The sequence below is a fragment of the Allomesorhizobium aridi genome, from assembly GCF_043769475.1.
Lineage (GTDB): Bacteria > Pseudomonadota > Alphaproteobacteria > Rhizobiales > Rhizobiaceae > Allomesorhizobium.
In genome coordinates this window covers 2,416,640-2,432,302 of sequence record NZ_CP171729.1, presented here as the reverse complement: position 1 = coordinate 2,432,302, position 15,663 = coordinate 2,416,640, and the positions used below count along the sequence as shown (strand labels likewise).

Annotated in this window: 14 protein-coding genes and 3 pseudogenes; 6 read left to right on the top strand and 11 right to left on the bottom strand. The window is 64.2% G+C overall.

The genetic code is table 11. The features are described from left to right. Positions 1 to 76: 76 nt before the first annotated feature. The 5 genes and pseudogenes from hemP (at position 77) to ACG873_RS14005 (ending at position 4,180) form a co-directional block, all read left to right on the top strand. Positions 77 to 283: a hemin uptake protein HemP gene (hemP, locus tag ACG873_RS14025; protein WP_394892473.1), complete on the top strand. Its 207-nt coding sequence runs from the start codon at positions 77 to 79 to the stop codon at positions 281 to 283. Positions 284 to 293: 10 nt separating this feature from the next. Continuing rightward, entirely contained in the window at positions 294 to 1,355 is a 1,062-nt protein-coding gene (locus tag ACG873_RS14020) for a hemin-degrading factor (RefSeq protein ID WP_394892472.1), read from the top strand. Between the two features lie 31 nt (positions 1,356 to 1,386). Beyond that, positions 1,387 to 2,260 (top strand): annotated as a pseudogene (locus tag ACG873_RS14015) (heme/hemin ABC transporter substrate-binding protein). 47 nt (positions 2,261 to 2,307) lie between these two features. Further along, entirely contained in the window at positions 2,308 to 3,378 is a 1,071-nt protein-coding gene (locus tag ACG873_RS14010) for a FecCD family ABC transporter permease (RefSeq protein WP_394893504.1), read from the top strand. 10 nt (positions 3,379 to 3,388) lie between these two features. Then, on the top strand, positions 3,389 to 4,180 hold the full coding sequence (locus tag ACG873_RS14005; protein WP_394892471.1) for a heme ABC transporter ATP-binding protein: 792 nt from the start codon (positions 3,389 to 3,391) through the stop codon (positions 4,178 to 4,180). Here the strand turns inward: ACG873_RS14005 and rirA are convergent. Then, positions 4,177 to 4,647, bottom strand: a complete 471-nt coding sequence (gene rirA / locus ACG873_RS14000) for an iron-responsive transcriptional regulator RirA (protein WP_394892469.1) — start codon at positions 4,645 to 4,647, stop codon at positions 4,177 to 4,179. The genes ACG873_RS14005 and rirA overlap by 4 nt on opposite strands. Positions 4,648 to 4,898: 251 nt before the next feature. On the opposite strand from rirA, the gene ACG873_RS13995 reads away from it, so the two are divergent. Beyond that, positions 4,899 to 5,444, top strand: coding sequence for a GNAT family N-acetyltransferase (locus ACG873_RS13995; protein WP_394892467.1), 546 nt, complete (start codon positions 4,899 to 4,901; stop codon positions 5,442 to 5,444). A gap of 12 nt (positions 5,445 to 5,456) precedes the next feature. Here ACG873_RS13995 and ACG873_RS13990 read toward each other — a convergent pair. From ACG873_RS13990 to ACG873_RS13945, 10 genes and pseudogenes are all read right to left on the bottom strand, one after another. Further along, positions 5,457 to 6,966: pseudogene (locus ACG873_RS13990) on the bottom strand (tripartite tricarboxylate transporter permease). 10 nt (positions 6,967 to 6,976) lie between these two features. Then, positions 6,977 to 7,438, bottom strand: a complete 462-nt coding sequence (locus ACG873_RS13985) for a tripartite tricarboxylate transporter TctB family protein (RefSeq protein WP_394892466.1) — start codon at positions 7,436 to 7,438, stop codon at positions 6,977 to 6,979. A 91-nt stretch (positions 7,439 to 7,529) separates the two neighbouring features. Beyond that, positions 7,530 to 8,507, bottom strand: a complete 978-nt coding sequence (locus ACG873_RS13980; RefSeq protein WP_394892465.1) for a tripartite tricarboxylate transporter substrate-binding protein — start codon at positions 8,505 to 8,507, stop codon at positions 7,530 to 7,532. Between the two features lie 220 nt (positions 8,508 to 8,727). Continuing rightward, entirely contained in the window at positions 8,728 to 9,549 is an 822-nt protein-coding gene (locus tag ACG873_RS13975) for a hypothetical protein (RefSeq protein WP_394892463.1), read from the bottom strand. Positions 9,550 to 9,565: 16 nt separating this feature from the next. Further along, the gene (locus tag ACG873_RS13970) at positions 9,566 to 10,153 is read right to left on the bottom strand and encodes a protein-S-isoprenylcysteine O-methyltransferase (protein ID WP_394892462.1); all 588 of its coding nucleotides are present in this window, start codon (positions 10,151 to 10,153) and stop codon (positions 9,566 to 9,568) included. Positions 10,154 to 10,224: 71 nt separating this feature from the next. Beyond that, positions 10,225 to 10,923 (bottom strand): hypothetical protein, encoded by a 699-nt coding sequence (locus ACG873_RS13965; RefSeq protein ID WP_394892460.1) that lies wholly within the window; start codon positions 10,921 to 10,923, stop codon positions 10,225 to 10,227. A 147-nt stretch (positions 10,924 to 11,070) separates the two neighbouring features. Next, positions 11,071 to 11,214, bottom strand: a complete 144-nt coding sequence (locus ACG873_RS13960; RefSeq protein ID WP_394892458.1) for an ABC transporter — start codon at positions 11,212 to 11,214, stop codon at positions 11,071 to 11,073. A 447-nt stretch (positions 11,215 to 11,661) separates the two neighbouring features. Beyond that, positions 11,662 to 12,257 (bottom strand): annotated as a pseudogene (locus ACG873_RS13955) (L,D-transpeptidase). Between the two features lie 156 nt (positions 12,258 to 12,413). Then, positions 12,414 to 13,790 carry a sigma-54-dependent transcriptional regulator gene (locus ACG873_RS13950; protein WP_394892457.1) on the bottom strand — a complete coding sequence of 459 codons (1,377 nt, stop codon included), beginning with the start codon at positions 13,788 to 13,790 and terminating at the stop codon, positions 12,414 to 12,416. Further along, complete coding sequence (locus ACG873_RS13945) at positions 13,787 to 15,628, bottom strand: sensor histidine kinase (protein ID WP_394892456.1); 1,842 nt, start codon at positions 15,626 to 15,628, stop codon at positions 13,787 to 13,789. The genes ACG873_RS13950 and ACG873_RS13945 overlap by 4 nt, the downstream gene beginning before the upstream one ends. Between the last annotated feature and the right edge of the window lie 35 nt (positions 15,629 to 15,663).

Here is a 15,663-nt window from a genome sequence, read left to right as displayed (position 1 = left end):
GTTTTGAGTCAAGATTGATTTCGGCGATTGCCGGACATCCAAACCTGCGGCCGATCGGGAAAGGACCGGGAAGGTCATGAACAGTCACAACCAGGACCATTTTCATCATCGCGCGAGGAGGGCGGCCGTCGAAACGCAACGCCCGCCGGAAATGCACCGCCCACCGCGGGTCGTCGCCAGTTCGGCTCTGTTTGCCGGTGAGCACGAGATCGGCATCAGCCATGCCGGTTCGCTCTACCGCCTGAAGATCACCCGCCAGGGCAAACTCATTCTCAACAAGTAGGGGCCGTTCCATGGAAGCTCGCGTCAAACCCGGGCCGCACGAAATCCGTCTGGCGAGAGCTGGCAATCCGAAAATGCGCGAGCGCGACCTGGCTGCCCAGTTGGGCATCTCCGAGGCCGAACTTGTCGCCGCCCATTGCGGCGACGGCGTCCAGCGCATCGAGCCACGCGTCAACGATCTTTTGGCCGGCCTCGAAGCCGTCGGCGAGGTCATGGCGCTGACCCGCAACGAAAGCGCCGTGCATGAAAAGATCGGAATCTACGACAAAGTCGTGACCGGCGACCAGAACGCCATGGTTCTGGGCGAAAACATCGACCTGCGCATCTTCCCGAAAATCTGGGCGCATGGCTTCGCCGTCGAGAAGCGCGACGGCGACGAGATCAGGCGCAGCCTGCAGTTCTTCGACGCCTCGGGCGAGGCGGTGCACAAGGTCCATCTGCGTCCGGCATCCAGCCTCGACGCCTATCAGAAGCTGGTCGCCGCGCTTTCGTCGACCGACCAGTCCGAGAGCGTCGCGGCCGAACCGGTCGAGGACCGCGAGGGCCCCGAGTCGCCGCCTTCCGCCGGAGCGTTCGACGACCTCCGCGAGCGCTGGAGCAAGCTTACCGACGTGCATCAGTTTTTCGGCATGCTGCGCTCATTGAAGCTGAGCCGCCGCCAGGCGGTGCGCATGGTCGGCCAGGACTACGCATGGCAGATCGACAACGACGCCGTCACGGCCATGTTCAGCCACGCGGCGCAGGGCGCGATCCCGATCATGTGCTTTGTCGGCAATCGCGGCTGCATCCAGATACATTCCGGGCCGGTACAGAACATCAAGGCGGTGGGCCCGTGGATCAACGTTCTCGACGAGACGTTCCACCTGCATCTGAGGGCCGACCACATCGCCGAAGCGTGGGCCGTGCGAAAGCCGACGAAGGACGGGCACGTCACGTCGCTCGAGGCCTATGGCGCGGACGGCAAGATGATCATACAATTTTTCGGCAAGCGCCACGAAGGCCAAGGCGAACGGGATGACTGGCGGTTCCTGGCTGAAAACGTGCCGCGCATTCCGCGATCCACGGCCGCCTGAGGAGCAAGCCATGCCGAGTTTGAAGCTTTTGATGCGGCGCCTTGGCGCCGTCGCCGTCGTCGCGGTTCTATCTGCTTCGTCCGCCACGGCCGAAGAAGGCCAGGCGGTATTTCCGGACTCATCGCGGATCGCCTCGATCGGCGGTTCGATCACAGAAATCGTCTTTGCGCTCGGCGAGGAAAAGCGGCTGATTGCACGCGATTCGACCAGCGTCTATCCCGAAACGGCGCTGAAGCTCCCGGATGTCGGCTACATGCGGGCCCTGTCTCCGGAAGGCGTCCTGTCGGTCAATCCGTCGGGCATCCTGGCGCTTGCCGGCAGCGGCCCGAAGGAGGCCGTCGACGTGCTGAAGAAGGCCAGCGTCCCGTTCATCGAAGTGCCGGAGACGTTCGACAGCGAAGGCATTCTCCAAAAGATACGGATTGTCGGAAAAGCGCTCGGTACGGATGCGAAGGCTGAAGCGTTGGCGGATTCGGTCGCTGCCAAGCTCGAAACCGCCGAAAAACTCACCGACGGAATAACCGAGCGCAAGCGGGTGCTCTTCATCCTCAGCATGCAGGGCGGCAAGATCCTGGCTTCCGGTAGCGGCACGGCCGCCGACGGCATCATCTCGCTTTCCGGCGGCGTGAACGCGGTCGAAGGCTATTCCGGTTACAAGCAGCTTTCCGACGAGATCCGCGCTGACCGCCAGGCCCGATATCATCCTGATGATGGATCGCGGCGGGGGCGATCCCTCGGCGAACGTCGATCCATTTGCCCATCCCGCTATCGCACCCACGCCCGCGGGCCAGGCCAAGGCGCTTATCCGCATGGATGGGCAATATCTGCTCGGCTTCGGACCGCGCACGGCGAACGCCATCCATGACCTCGCGGTCGCGCTTTACGGCGACCGGATCAAGGACTGATCGGACGGAATGTGACCGACCATGCGGCCGTCGGCCCGTTCGGCCTTATGAAAAACCGCGCGGCCGACGGCGACCGTTCGGGGCGCGCCAGGCTGGTGATCGCGGCGCTTTGTTTCGCGCTCGCGCTGACGGTACTGTTCAGCCTGACGTCGGGCGCATCCGACGCATCCGCGTTCGCCGTGGCGCGCGACTGGCTGTTTCCATCGGCTTCGCCGGCCGACGCGCTTTCGGTGCGCGATCGCATCATCATCTATGACATTCGCCTGCCGCGCGTCGCTCTCGGCGTTCTGATCGGCGCCGCGCTTGCGGTTTCGGGCGCCGTCATGCAGGGCCTGTTTCGCAATCCGCTCGCCGATCCCGGCATTGTCGGCGTTTCGAATGGCGCGAGCCTCGGCGCGGTTTCGGTGATCGTGCTCGGCGGCACCGTGCTCGCGCCCCTGACCGGATTGCTCGGCATCTACGCGTTGCCGACGGCTGCTTTCGTAGGCGGACTTGTCGTGACCCTGGTGCTCTACCGCGTTTCGACGCGACGTGGGCAAACCTCGGTCGCGACCATGCTGCTTGCCGGGATCGCGCTGGGCGCCATGGCGCTTGCCTTCACCGGCATGCTGATTTTCATGGCCGACGATCGCCAGCTGCGCGACCTGACGTTCTGGCAGCTCGGCTCGCTCGCCGGCGCCACATGGGGCAAGATAGCGGCGGCGGGACCGATCATCGCGGTGGGGCTGGCCGTCTCGCCGTTCCTGGCGCGCGGGCTGAACGCCCTGTCGCTGGGCGAGGCGACGGCAAATCATCTCGGAATCCCGGTGCAGCGGCTTAAATATGTGGCGATCGTCGCGGTCGCCGCGGCCACTGGCGCGTCGGTCGCGGTCAGCGGCGGCATCGGTTTCGTCGGCATCGTCGTGCCGCATCTGCTGCGCCTGCTGATCGGGCCGGACAACCGCTATCTGCTGCCGGCCTCGGCACTTCTCGGCGCTTCGCTGCTGCTTCTCGCGGACGCGGTCAGCCGCACCATCGTCGCGCCCGCCGAACTGCCTATCGGCATCGTCACGGCTGCCGTCGGCGGCCCATTCTTCCTCTGGATACTGCTGCGCAAGCGCGGGATTCTCGACCTCTGAGGATAACAGCATGATCGAAGCACGAGACGTGTCGGTGTCCATCGGCGGCAAACAGATCATCGCCAATGTCGATTTCGAAATCCGTCCGGGCGAGCTGGCGGCGATCGTCGGGCCGAACGGCTCAGGCAAGACGACGTTTTTGAGGGCGGTGTCGGGCGACCTGTCCTATTCGGGCGCTATCCGCATCAACGGCCGCGACATCGCTGCGCTGAAGCCGTGGCAGGCGGCGGCGATGCGGGCCGTGCTGCCGCAGGCGACCGCGCTGTCCTTCCCGTTTACCGTGCGCGAGATCGTAAAGCTCGGCCTGACCGGCGGGCGTTCGGGGGCATTGCCCGGCGAGGACGAGCGGCTGCCCGACCGGGCGCTTGCGCGCGTCGACCTCGAAGGCTTCGCCGGCCGCTTTTACCAGGAGCTCTCCGGCGGCGAGCAGCAGCGCGTCCAGCTTGCGCGCGTGCTCTGCCAGGTCTGGGCGCCGGTGCTCGACGGCAGCCCTCGCTACCTGCTTCTCGACGAGCCGGTTTCCAGCCTGGATATCAAGCATCAGCTCATCATAATGAACATCGCGCGTGATTTCGCGCGGCGGGGCGGGGGCGTGGTGGCGATCCTGCACGACCTCAACCTCGCGGCCATGTTCGCCGACCGCATCTTCGTCATGCATCGCGGCCGGCTCGCGGCAGCGGGCTCGCCGCAATCCGTGCTCAGCGACGAACTTATCTCGAAAGTGTTCGAATGCAGGTTGAAAGTAGGGGCTTTGCCTGCCGGCAACACGCCTTTCGTGCTGCCGCAGTCGGCGGCGCTTTAAGCCGCGGATGCGGGCGCGCGCTTTTCCGGCAGGAAGTCGATGCCGAGCAGCGAGCGCACGTCCTTCTTCGAAGCCACGAGATCGGCGATCGAGTGGCGCTCCAGAACGGCAAAGAAGGCGTTCAGCGCCTCGCGCAGCGCCGCGTTGAGGGCGCAGCTGTCGACCAGCGGGCATTCGGCCGTATCGCTCTCGAAGCATTCGGCCATGGCGAAACTCTCTTCGGTCACCCGCACCACGTCGAACAGGCTGATCGTCTCGGCCGGCCGGCCAAGCCGCACGCCGCCATTGCGTCCGCGCACGGTTTCGACCAGCCCGTGCTCGACCAGCGGCTGCAGGATCTTGAACAGGAACAGCTCAGACACCGTATAGGCGCTGGCGATCTCTGGGATACGGCTCAGCCGGCCGTCATTGGCTGCGCAATACATCAGAATGCGCATGGCGTAATTCGTCTGGCGCGTTAGCCGCATCGTCTTTCCTTCGCGAAGCCCTGCATCGCTGGAATATGGCCTATAGTTTGGAATAATTCCAGACAAGAGTGGACGTAAACATGACATAAGCGGTCATATTACGCCGCATGACACTCGAAATGGCCGGAAACCCTTTGCCCCCTCGGCGTTTGGAAGAGAATCGGCGCTATCTTGCAATCCATGTTGCAGCGCACAATATATGGACCGTGTCGATCGTCGTCGACTCTGGGAGGACCCATGAGAAAAGCGACATGCAAACGATGCCATCCTTCACCACTTTTCCGCCAGGCACGATCCGGCAGCTCAGGCCCTCCGACCTGCCGCGGTTTCGCGACCATCTGCTGAGGCTCGATTCGGAAAGCCGCCGCGACCGCTTCAATGGCGTGGCGGACGACAATTGCGTTGCGTCCTATGCGGAGCGCTGTTTTGCCCAGGGCACGACCGTCATAGCCTATGTCGAAGGCGACAAGGTTTTGGGTGCAGCCGAACTGCACGAGCGCCCGGAACTGCCTGAGCCGACCGGCGAGATCGCCTTCAGCGTCGAACGCGAGTTGCAGCATATGGGTATCGGCCGGAGGCTGTTCGAACGGCTGATTGGCAATGCCCGTGGTCTCGGTTACACCAGGCTCAGGGTCACCACCCACCCGCACAATGAGGCCATGAAGGCGCTGGCCCGCCGGTTCGACGCCGCGCTGTCGTTCGAGGATGGTGAAACCGTCGGCGTGATCGATCTCGATACGCCCGTTACCCGCGGGCGCAGTTTTCCTGTCGCTCCGGCGGAGCGCATGTTCACCTGAGTCCAGCCGCGGTCAGTTTTCCTCGACGAACACCTCTTCGCGCTTTTTCTTGACCGAAGGCAGGAAGACGATAATCAGCACGGCCGCGGCAATCAGCAGAAGCCCGGCGCTGATTGGTCTTGTCACGAAAGTCGTCGGGTCGCCGCGCGAAAGAATCATGGCGCGGCGCAGGTTCTCCTCGAGCAGCGGCCCAAGCACGAAGCCGAGCAGCAACGGCGCCGGTTCGCAGCGAAGTTTCACCAGCAGGTAGCCGAGCAGGCCGAAGAAGGCGACGGCGTAGAGATCGTAGACGTTGGTGTTGACGCTATAGACGCCGATCGAGCAGAAAGCCATGATGATCGGGAACAGCACGTAGTAGGGGATCGTCAGCAGCTTCACCCACAGCCCGATCAGCGGCAGGTTGAGCACGATCAGCATCAGATTGCCGATCCACATCGAGGCGATGATGCCCCAGAACAGCGCCGGTTGCTCGATGGCGACGTTGGGACCGGGCACGATGCCCTGGATGATCATCGCGCCGATCATCAGCGCCATCACAGGATTGGCCGGAATGCCGAGCGTCAGCATCGGGATGAAGGAGGTCTGCGCGCCGGCATTGTTGGCTGATTCCGGCCCGGCGACGCCTTCGATGGCGCCCTTGCCGAATTCTTCCGGATGGTCCGAGACGCGCTTTTCTACCGTGTAGGAGGCGAAGGCCGCAAGGATCGCACCGCCGCCCGGCAGGATGCCAAGCGCCGAACCGATGATCGTTCCGCGCACGATCGGCGCGGCCATCCGCCGGAAATCCTCTCGGGTCGGCATCAGGCCGGAGACTTTTCTGATCAGCACGGAGCGCTCGTGCTCGTTTTCGAGGTTGCGCAGGATCTCGGCGACGCCGAAGACGCCGACCGCCACCGCGACGAAATTCAGCCCGTCGGCATATTCGCGTATGCCAAGCGTGAAGCGCGGCGTGCCGGTGTAGATGTCGGTCCCCACGAGGCCAAGCAGCAGCCCGAGCGCGACCATGGCGAGCGCCTTGACGATCGAGCCGTGGGCAAGCGCGACGGAGGAGACGAGGCCGACGATCATCAGCGAAAAATACTCGGCCGCGCCGAATTCCAGCGCGATCGCCGTCAGCGGCGGGGCAAAGATCGCGACGAGGAATGTCGACACGGTGCCTGCGAAGAACGAGCCGATCGCCGCGATGGCGAGTGCTGCCCCGGCGCGGCCGTTCTTGGCCATCTGGTAGCCGTCGATCGCGGTCACGGCGGAGGAGGATTCTGCCCGGCATGTTGATGAGGATGGCGGTGGTCGAGCCGCCATATTGCGCGCCGTAATAGATGCCGGCGAGCATGATCAGCGAAGAAACCGGGTCGCCGATCTGGAAAGTGATCGGCAGCAGCATGGCGATGGTTGCCGTGGCGCCGATGCCGGGGAGCACGCCGATCAGCGTTCCGAGAAGCACGCCGATCAGGCAGAAGCCGAGATTTGCCAGCGTCGTAGCCGTCGAGAAGCCGAGCGCGAGATTGTCGAGGAGTTCCATGGTCATCTCCTCACAATGGCAGCCACGGGCCAAAGCGCCGGAACGGCAGGCCGAGCGCGTAGCTGAAGACGAGGAATGCAAACAGCGTCAGGCCGGCAGACAGTATTATCGCGGTGAGCGGCCGCATGCGGCTGCTGGCAAAGGATGCGATCAGCGCCGTCAGAAAGATCGACGGGATGAAGCCGAGGCCACGCACCGTCAGGCCGAAGAAGATCGGGGCAGGCAGGATGAACAGCATGCCGCGCCAGGCTATGTGGCCGATCGGCTCGCTCTCGACCCGTATTGCCTCGACGAGGATGACAACCCCGAGCACGATGAGCACGAACGCCAGGACCAGCGGGAAATAGCCCGGTCCCATGCGGAAGGCGGTGCCGATTTCGAGCCCAAGCGACTGTATGGCGAAGAACGCACCCAGAAAGATGAACAGGGCGGCGCATATGCCGTTGGTCGTGTCGATTGCGAAAGGTTTCATGACGTTCCTCCCAGGCCCGCTTCGCAGGCACGCCGATGCCGATGCCGGTGTGAAAACGGGGCGCTGGTAGGCGCCCCGTTTCTCGAAAGCCTCAGTCGGCGTATTGGCCGGCGGCTTCGATGATCGGCTTCCAGCGGGTGATCTCACCCTCCAGCTTGGCCTTCAGCGCGGCAGGCGTCGAATCCGCCTCGGAAGACGGCTTGGTGCCGAGTTCGGCGAAGCGGGCGACGACGTTCTCGTCCTTCAGCGCGACCTGAAGCGATTTCGACAGGCGCTCGGTGACCTCGGCCGGCGTACCCTTGGGCGCATAGAGGCCGTGCCAGATGCCGACCTGCACTTCCGGCAGGCCGCCTTCCGTTGTTGTCGGCAGGTCCGGCAGCACGTCGAGGCGCTCCGGCGAGGTGACCGCGTAGGCCTTGATGGTGCCGCCCTGGATCTGCTTGGTGGTGTTGGTGGTCTGGTCGCACATGATGTCGACTTGGCCGCCGAGCAGGTCGGTCATGGCCGGGCCGGTGCCCTTGTAGGGCACGGTGACCAGCGGCGTGCCGATGGCGCTCATGAACAGCATGCCGCAGAGGTGCGAGGCAGCGCCGATGCCGGCATTGGCGACGGTGACCGTATCCTTGTTGGTCTTGGCGTATTCGACGAGGCCCTTGAGGTCAGTCGGCTCCAGGTCCTTGCGGGCGACGATGGTCATCGGCACTTCCGTGACGAGGCCGACATATTCGAAGGCGTTCAGCGTGTCATAAGCGAGCTTGCGATAGAGCGTCGCGCTGGTAGCCATGCCGATGTGGTGGAGGAGCAGCGTATAGCCGTCAGGATCAGCCTGCGCGACGCGGCCCGCTCCCAGCGTGCCGCCGGCACCGCCGACGTTTTCCACGATGACCTGCTGGCCGAGATCCTTAGACATGGCTTCGGCGACGAGGCGGGTGACCGTATCGGTCGGGCCGCCGGCCGAAAACGGCACGACGACGGTGATGGTGCGCTCGGGATAGGCCTGCGCGCCGGCCGCGAACGAATAAAGCGAGACGGCTGCCGCGGTGGCGAGTGCGGCGACGAGTTTCTTCATCGTGAATCCTCCCAGGATATGAATTCCCAGCCAGTGCGCAGAGTTCCTCCCAACGCCGGCTGCGGACGCAATATCAATTAGGCCAAGCTGGCAGATTGCAATCGGACTCGCGTCGCAAACTATGATTTCTCGCCGCTCGGATTCTGCAAAATGGGTGGAAAGGGTGACATTCGGGTCCGAAGCTGGGTGCGCCACGACCCAACGGGTCGCGCCCTGGCAACTATCCGGCTGCAGGCCGCTGCCGGGCTTGCCCGTCGATCAGCTGCGGAAAGTCCGTCGGCGCTGCGGGAACGGCAGCGCTGCGAGTGAGTTGAGTCACTTCGTCGGCGACCGCGCCGTTCAGGATTTTTTCGAACTTCTCCAGCGCCCGCGCGACGTTGGCTCCATCCATCACCCGGTGGTCGTAGTGGATGCGCACGGTCACCGATCCGTCCTCGGCGATCGGACCGTAGTTCAGGAGCGTGGTCAAAGGCGTAAGCGGGTTGAGGGATTCCGCCCCGAGTCCGGAATAGACCGATAGCTGGAACGTGCCGAAGAAATTCGCCCTCTGCCGGGCGATGTTCAGCCCGAGCCACATCAGGAGCCACCTGATCGGGGCGGGAGCTCGTGCAAGCCTAAGGGCGCGACGAAACTCCTTTATCTCCATGACCGGATGTGATCGCGCGGCGTGGATCGAAGCCTCAAGCTCGGTGATCGACCAGTGCTCCGGCCCCTTGATGCGGGTCAACAGTACGGCCCGTTCGCCATCATGCTCGCGCTCATGGGTGATCGAGGCCACGCTTGCCGGATATTCGTAAAGGTGGGGCCAGGGCAGCTTAACGTAGGCGCGGCGCAGTTCCGGCACCTCGCGGGAAAGCAGCGCGTATCCTTTCAGGAAGATTGCCGTCCAGGAGGGTCTGGGCTGCTGCGCCATTCTGGCCCTCAAGAGCGGGCCGAGATTCATGTGACGCTGCACCGTCACCCGCGGCACGCCGATCGAAAATCTCATCAGGTCTCCGACAAGGCGTCGGGACGCCGAAAGCTTCAGGGCTCGGCCTCGCATTATGGAACCTCTAATTCTAATACAGGTAAGGGATTATTCGCTTGGTCCTCTCCATGTAGGCTCGGTATTCAGGGCCGAAATTCTCCATCATCATACGCTCTTCCTTGTCCACTCGCAGAAAAAACAGCACCGCGAAGCCGATGAGGCCCGCAGCCCCCGCAACCCAGTTCGACAGCAGAAAAGCCTGGCCGAGACCCATGAGCATGAAAGACGTGTACATCGGGTGGCGGATCACCGCGTAGGGGCCCGTGCATACCAGCTTGTGCCGCTCGCGGATCTCAAGCGTGATCGACCAGTTCCGGCCAAGTTCCTTGTGGGATCTGCGAAAAACCCACAAAGCGGTGGCAAAGACGATCGATCCGAGCGCGACGGCCCATGCGCTGGCCGGATAGTCGGCGGTTTCCGGAATGCCGGTGGCGATGTAGAAGCCGGGCACGATGGCGAGGCCGAGGAGAGCCGCGGCAAGCCCAGCGATATCGGATGGGGAGCGGCGGTCGCTTACGACCCTTGAGCGCTTGGCCCGGCGCTCGAAGGGGTATCGGATCATGTACCACGCGACGACGCCAAGGACCCAGACGATCTCGCCGACTGAACTTAACTCCATGCTTACTTCACCGGCGCCCTTTCGGCGTTATGGAATGTCCGAGGCGCGGCCCGCCTCGACACGTCGATCTCCTAACGGGCGGCCGTTGGGGCGGGGGCATTTCCGGATTCAACTCCCGGAGGGCCGGTATAGCCGATGGCATTCGGCCCACCATTCATCTGTCGAAGCTTTGTGATGAAATCACGCGGCATAAGCCAGATGCCGGGCGTCTTGTAGCCCATGAAGTTTGCGATGTCGGCCACGAAGGCGTTGCAATTGTAGAGCGACGCGTGCCAGAGCGGCGAACTGGCCTGCAGCTTGCGTATGTAGGCCACGACTCTCCTGTAATCGGATTCGGCAAGAGGAACTGTCCAGCTCGCCGACCGATAGGCGATTTCCAGATCGCCGTCGGTCCATCCGGTCGAGGCCGGCACGGGTACAGCGTGGCCGAGCATGTAAACATTGGGATCGTTGGACTTTGGAGCGAGCCCGGCGACTTGGGGATTGATCATCCTTCCTGCGTTGTCCATGCGCCCGAAGATCACGAAAGAGTGACCGTAGGTATAGGCGTAGCGGGAGCGGAATTCGATGAAATACTGGCCCCGCAACGAGGCTGTCCCCTGCGACGAGGTAGTCGCCGCCCTCGTTATCGGAACTCCGGAGGTCGCCGCCGTCGCGCGGTCGCCCGAAACGTAATTCGTCTGGACGCTGTCCCCGGAGGAGGACTGGCATGAAGCGGCCGCGAGCGCGAGCAGGGCCACGATTGTGGAACGGCCGACCACAGGCGTCATTTCATACCCAAAGCTTGAAGCCGCGCAAACCACCAGGTCTGCACGTCCTGTCGAACCTCACGCCGGATCGAGTGACCGCCCGGCACGGATATCATTGCATTGCGGGGAAGGGCCGTAACCCTCCCCCGAACCGGCCGTAGCCGGTCCTTACTTGTAGACGGGCGCCGGTGCCGGCTCTTCGACGACGACGGGCGGCGGAGCTTTCCCCTTCCCCTTGCCGATGTCCATATTTGCGCAGCCGCTAAGGCTGGCAACGGCAAGTATGGCAATGACTGCGGTAATTCTGCTCATTAAGCGATCCTTTCCCCTAAGGCGGAATGGCTGTCTAAGAACGAATGCCACGAATCGTGGCGCTTAAACGTAGGCGTGAACCAGGCCAAAGCCTAGTGCAGGAAAGACACAATCGGGACTGACCTGCCAACATCCCTAACGCAATTGGACCGGATGCGGTTCCTTTGCCCCAGAAATTAGGTTGTGAACCCATGAATCTGGTTGAAATGGTGTGAGGCCATCCGTTCGGACACGGGAAGCGAAGGCGCAGAAATGTCTATCATTTTCAAGTCCTTCGCGACAAGGTGGCCAGACAGGCGAGCCGCATCCGAAGGACACTGCAACGGCGGCAACCGCTGTAAGCTGCTTTGTCGAAGCGCTTGGCCGGGGTAAAGGCCCCGACCTGGCCGGAAGCGCAGAAAACCGCCATTTGCAGGCCGGAATCGCCTGAACGTCAGCACATCCTGGTCAAATGACCCGCACTGCCGTCCCCACGGGGGTGCGGTCGTAGAGGTCGATGACGTCGTCATTCAGCAAACGGATGCACCCGCTCGATACCGCCGTGCCGATCGACCACGGCTCGTTGGTGCCGTGCAGCCGGAACATGGTGTCGCGACCGCCGCGGTAGAGATATAGAGCTCGCGCGCCGAGCGGATTATTCGGTCCGCCGGGGACTCCGCCCGCATACTGCAACAGGCGCGGCTTGCGGCGCATCATGTTGGCGGTGGGTGTCCAGGAAGGCCAGACGGCTTTGTGGCCGATGCTCGCGTTGCCTTTGAGCGTCAGTCCCTGCTCGCCGACGCCGACGCCATAGCGCGTCGCCCAGCCGTCTTCCTCCACGAAATAGAGAAAAAACTGCGACGTATCGACGACGATCGTGCCGGGTCTCTCGCCTCCATCATAGCGCACGCGCTGCCGCCTGAAACGGCGATCGACCCGGTCCCGTCCGGGAACGCGAAGGCGATAGGCCTGGCGGCCTGTCCCATCGCGGAGGTGCATCCGGAAACCATCAGCGCCAGGCCGCCGAGCAACAGTCCCCGCCGCGCGATCTTGTCCTTGGTCATTTCAATCCCCAGCATGCCAGTGATGTCATTGGTTTAACCTACTCGTGCGAAAAGCCAAGCCTGCGTTGCCGGTGCGGCGCTTGCACGCTCTTCTGGCCGGCACAAACGACAAAATCGAGTCCTCGGCATCTGTGCCGTCGAACATTGCATTTCTGGTTAGTCCCTGAAGTGGTCCGGGCCCCCATTCGCGCCGCTTTCCCGGCCGTGATCGCGCTTGTCCAGTCCGTACTTTTGCATCTTCTCGTAGAGCGTCTTTCGCGAGATGCCGAGCGTCTCGTAGACCGGCTTGAGGCTGCCGCCATGCGCCGACAGCGCGCCGGCGATCACGCCCTTCTCGAAATCGGCGACGCGCTCGGCGAGCCGGCTTGCGGCAGCGTCGCCGGCGTCATCGGCAAGCTGCAGCCCGAGGCCGAGCACATAGCGGTCGGCGGCGTTGCGCAGTTCACGCACATTTCCCGGCCATTCGCGCCTTTCGATCTCCGCGATGACACGCTGCGGCACCTCGATATCGTCGCGCCGGTAGCGGGCGGCGGCCTCGCTGACCAGCTGCAGGAAGAGCAGCGGCACGTCTTCGCGCCGCGCCGAGAGCGACGGCAGGCGCAGCGTCACGACATTGAGGCGATAGAGCAGGTCGGCGCGGAAGCGCCCGGCGGCGACCTCCGCCTCTAGGTCCGCCTTGCTGGTGGCGACGAAGCGCACGTCGAGCGGCAGCGCTTCGTTTGAGCCGAGCCGCGTGATGACGCGCTCCTGGATGACGCGCAGCAGCTTCGCCTGCAGATCGACGGGCATCGAGCCGATCTCGTCGAGCAACACCGTGCCGCCGCGAGCATGCTCGAACTTGCCGAAGCGGGCGCGCATGGCGCCAGGGAAGGCGCCGGCCTCGTGGCCGAACAGCTCGCTTTCGATGAGCGTGGCGGGGAGGGCGGCGCAGTTGATGGCGACGAACGGCCTTGCCGCGCGGGAACTCAAATCGTGGAGCGCGCGCGCCGTCACCTCCTTGCCGGTGCCGGTGTCGCCGATGATGAGCGCGTCGGCGTCGGTGCCAGCCACGGCGCGCAGCCGGTAGCGCAGGTCGATCATCGCCTGGGTGCGGCCGGGCAGGCGGGCCTCAATATCGTCGCGCTTGCCGGCCACGGCCCTGAGCTGGCGATTTTCGAGCACGAGCCGGCGCCGGTCGAGCGCCCGCGCCGCCATGTCGGCCAGATGCTGGCCGGTGAACGGCTTTTCGACGAAATCGTAGGCGCCTTCGCGCATCGCCCTCACCGCAAGCTGCACGTCGCCGTGACCGGTCGCCAGGATCACGGGAATGTCGGGATCGATGTCGCGGATGCGCGCCATCAGCGTCATGCCGTCCATGCCGGGCATGCGGATATCGGTGACGACGACACCGTTGAAGCCCTGCGTGATGAAGTCCAGCGCCCGCTCGGCCCCGGCGAAATCGCGCACGCTGAAGCCGGCAAGGTCGAGCGACTGCGCCGTCGACCGGCGCAGTTCGTCTTCGTCGTCGACCAGAAGCACCGTGGCGGACTTCATTCCGCCGCCTCGCGGACCGTTTCGCGGACGGCTTCGAGCTCGATGGCGAATTGCGCGCCGCCGCCGGCCGCCTTGCCGACGCGGAGGCTGCCGCCGAAATCCTTGATGATGTTGTAGGAGATGGACAGGCCGAGCCCGAGGCCCTTGCCGACGCCCTTGGTCGTGAAGAACGGGTCGAAGATGCGTTCGGCGATTGCGTCGGGCACGCCGGGGCCGTGGTCGCTGATGGTGATCAGCGCCTTGCCGCCCTTCTTGCGCGCGGCGAGGTCGATGCTGCGGTCCGGCAGCCCCTCGATTGCGTCGGCGGCATTGGAGATGATGTTGACCAGCACCTGCTGCAGGCGCACGGATCCTGCCCTGACGGTGATCGGAACAGGGCCGAGATCGACGTTGAGCGTCGCATCCGCCGCCTTCAGCCGCCCGCCGATGATTTCCAGCGTGTCCGCCACCGCTTCCGCCAGCGGCACGGGGCCGAGCTTCTGGTTCGGCTTGCGGGCGAAGTTCCTCAAGTGCCGGCTGATCGCGGCCATGCGGTCGGTGAGGCTCGATATGCGCGAGACGTTGTCGCGCGCCTCCGCTATGCGCTCGCGGTCGATCAGGATCGCGGCATTGTCGGCGTAGGTTTTCACCGCGGCCAGCGGCTGGTTGAATTCGTGCGACAGCGCCGCCGACATCTGGCCTAGCGCGGCCAGCTTTCCGGCCTGTACCAGATCCGACTGCGTCTTGCGCAATTGCTGCTCGGTCGCGCGGCGCTCCGCCACTTCCAGTTCAAGCTGACGGTTGACCAGCGCCAGATCTCCGGTCCGCTCCTCGACGCGGCGTTCGAGTTCTTCCCGGGCGCTGGCCTGCATCTCCATGCGCTCGGCAAGGCGCGCCCGGCGCTGCAGGACGATCGCGCCGCCAAGTGCGGCGAGGCCAAGCAGCAGCAGGGCGGCCGCGACGCTGGTCAGCGCCTGCGCACGCGCCGAGCCGGTGTTAAGAAGCACGCTCACCGTCCAGCCCGCCTCCGGCATATCCTCGGCGAGCACGAGATATTCCCGGCGCGCGCCGGCGCCGGATATCGTCATCAGATGGTGCCGGTCCTGGAACAGGCCGCGCACGACCGGCAGTTCGCGCAGCGCCGCGTCGGCGTAGCGGCGCGAGGCGGCCGTGCGGGCAAGGCGTTCCGGCGTCAGCGGCTCAAGGCCGGCATAGCGCCATTCCGGCCGGCCGGTCATGAAGATGATGCCTTCCGGGTCCGAGACGATGATCTCGTTGTCGCCGCCCTTCCACGAAGCCTCGATCGCGTCGATGTCGACCTTGAACACGACAACGCCGCGGATTTTTCCGTCCGCCATGATCGGCGAGGAAAAATAATAGCCGCGCTTCAGCGAAGTCGTGCCGAGCGCGAAGAAGCGCCCCTGCCGCCCCTCCATCGCGTGCTGGAAATAGGGCCGGTAGCTGAAATTCTCGCCGACGAAGCTCAACGGGCCGTCGAAATTGCTGGCCGCGATGGTGTCGCCGTCGGCCGTCATCACATAGATGTCGGAAGATTCCAGCAGCGCATTGATTTCCTTGAGGTAATTGTTGGCGGCCGTTCGCAGTGACGCACTGTGCGGGTCGGCCGCCAGCTGCCTTATGTCGTCGTGATCGGCGATCAGCGCCGGCAGCGGTTCATAGCGGCTCATATGCCCGCGGAGCGCGGCGACCGCCAGGCGCAGCGTCGTCTGGCCGCGCGTGGCCGCCTGATCGAGATAGACGCTGGTTGCGAATGAGCTGCCAAGCACGGCAATGACGATGGCGGCCGCGCACAGGACCAGGCCGATCCACAGCCTGCGACGCCTGAAAAAACCATCCATCAATTCGCCACCGGCGGCATTTCTCGCCCGTCCTG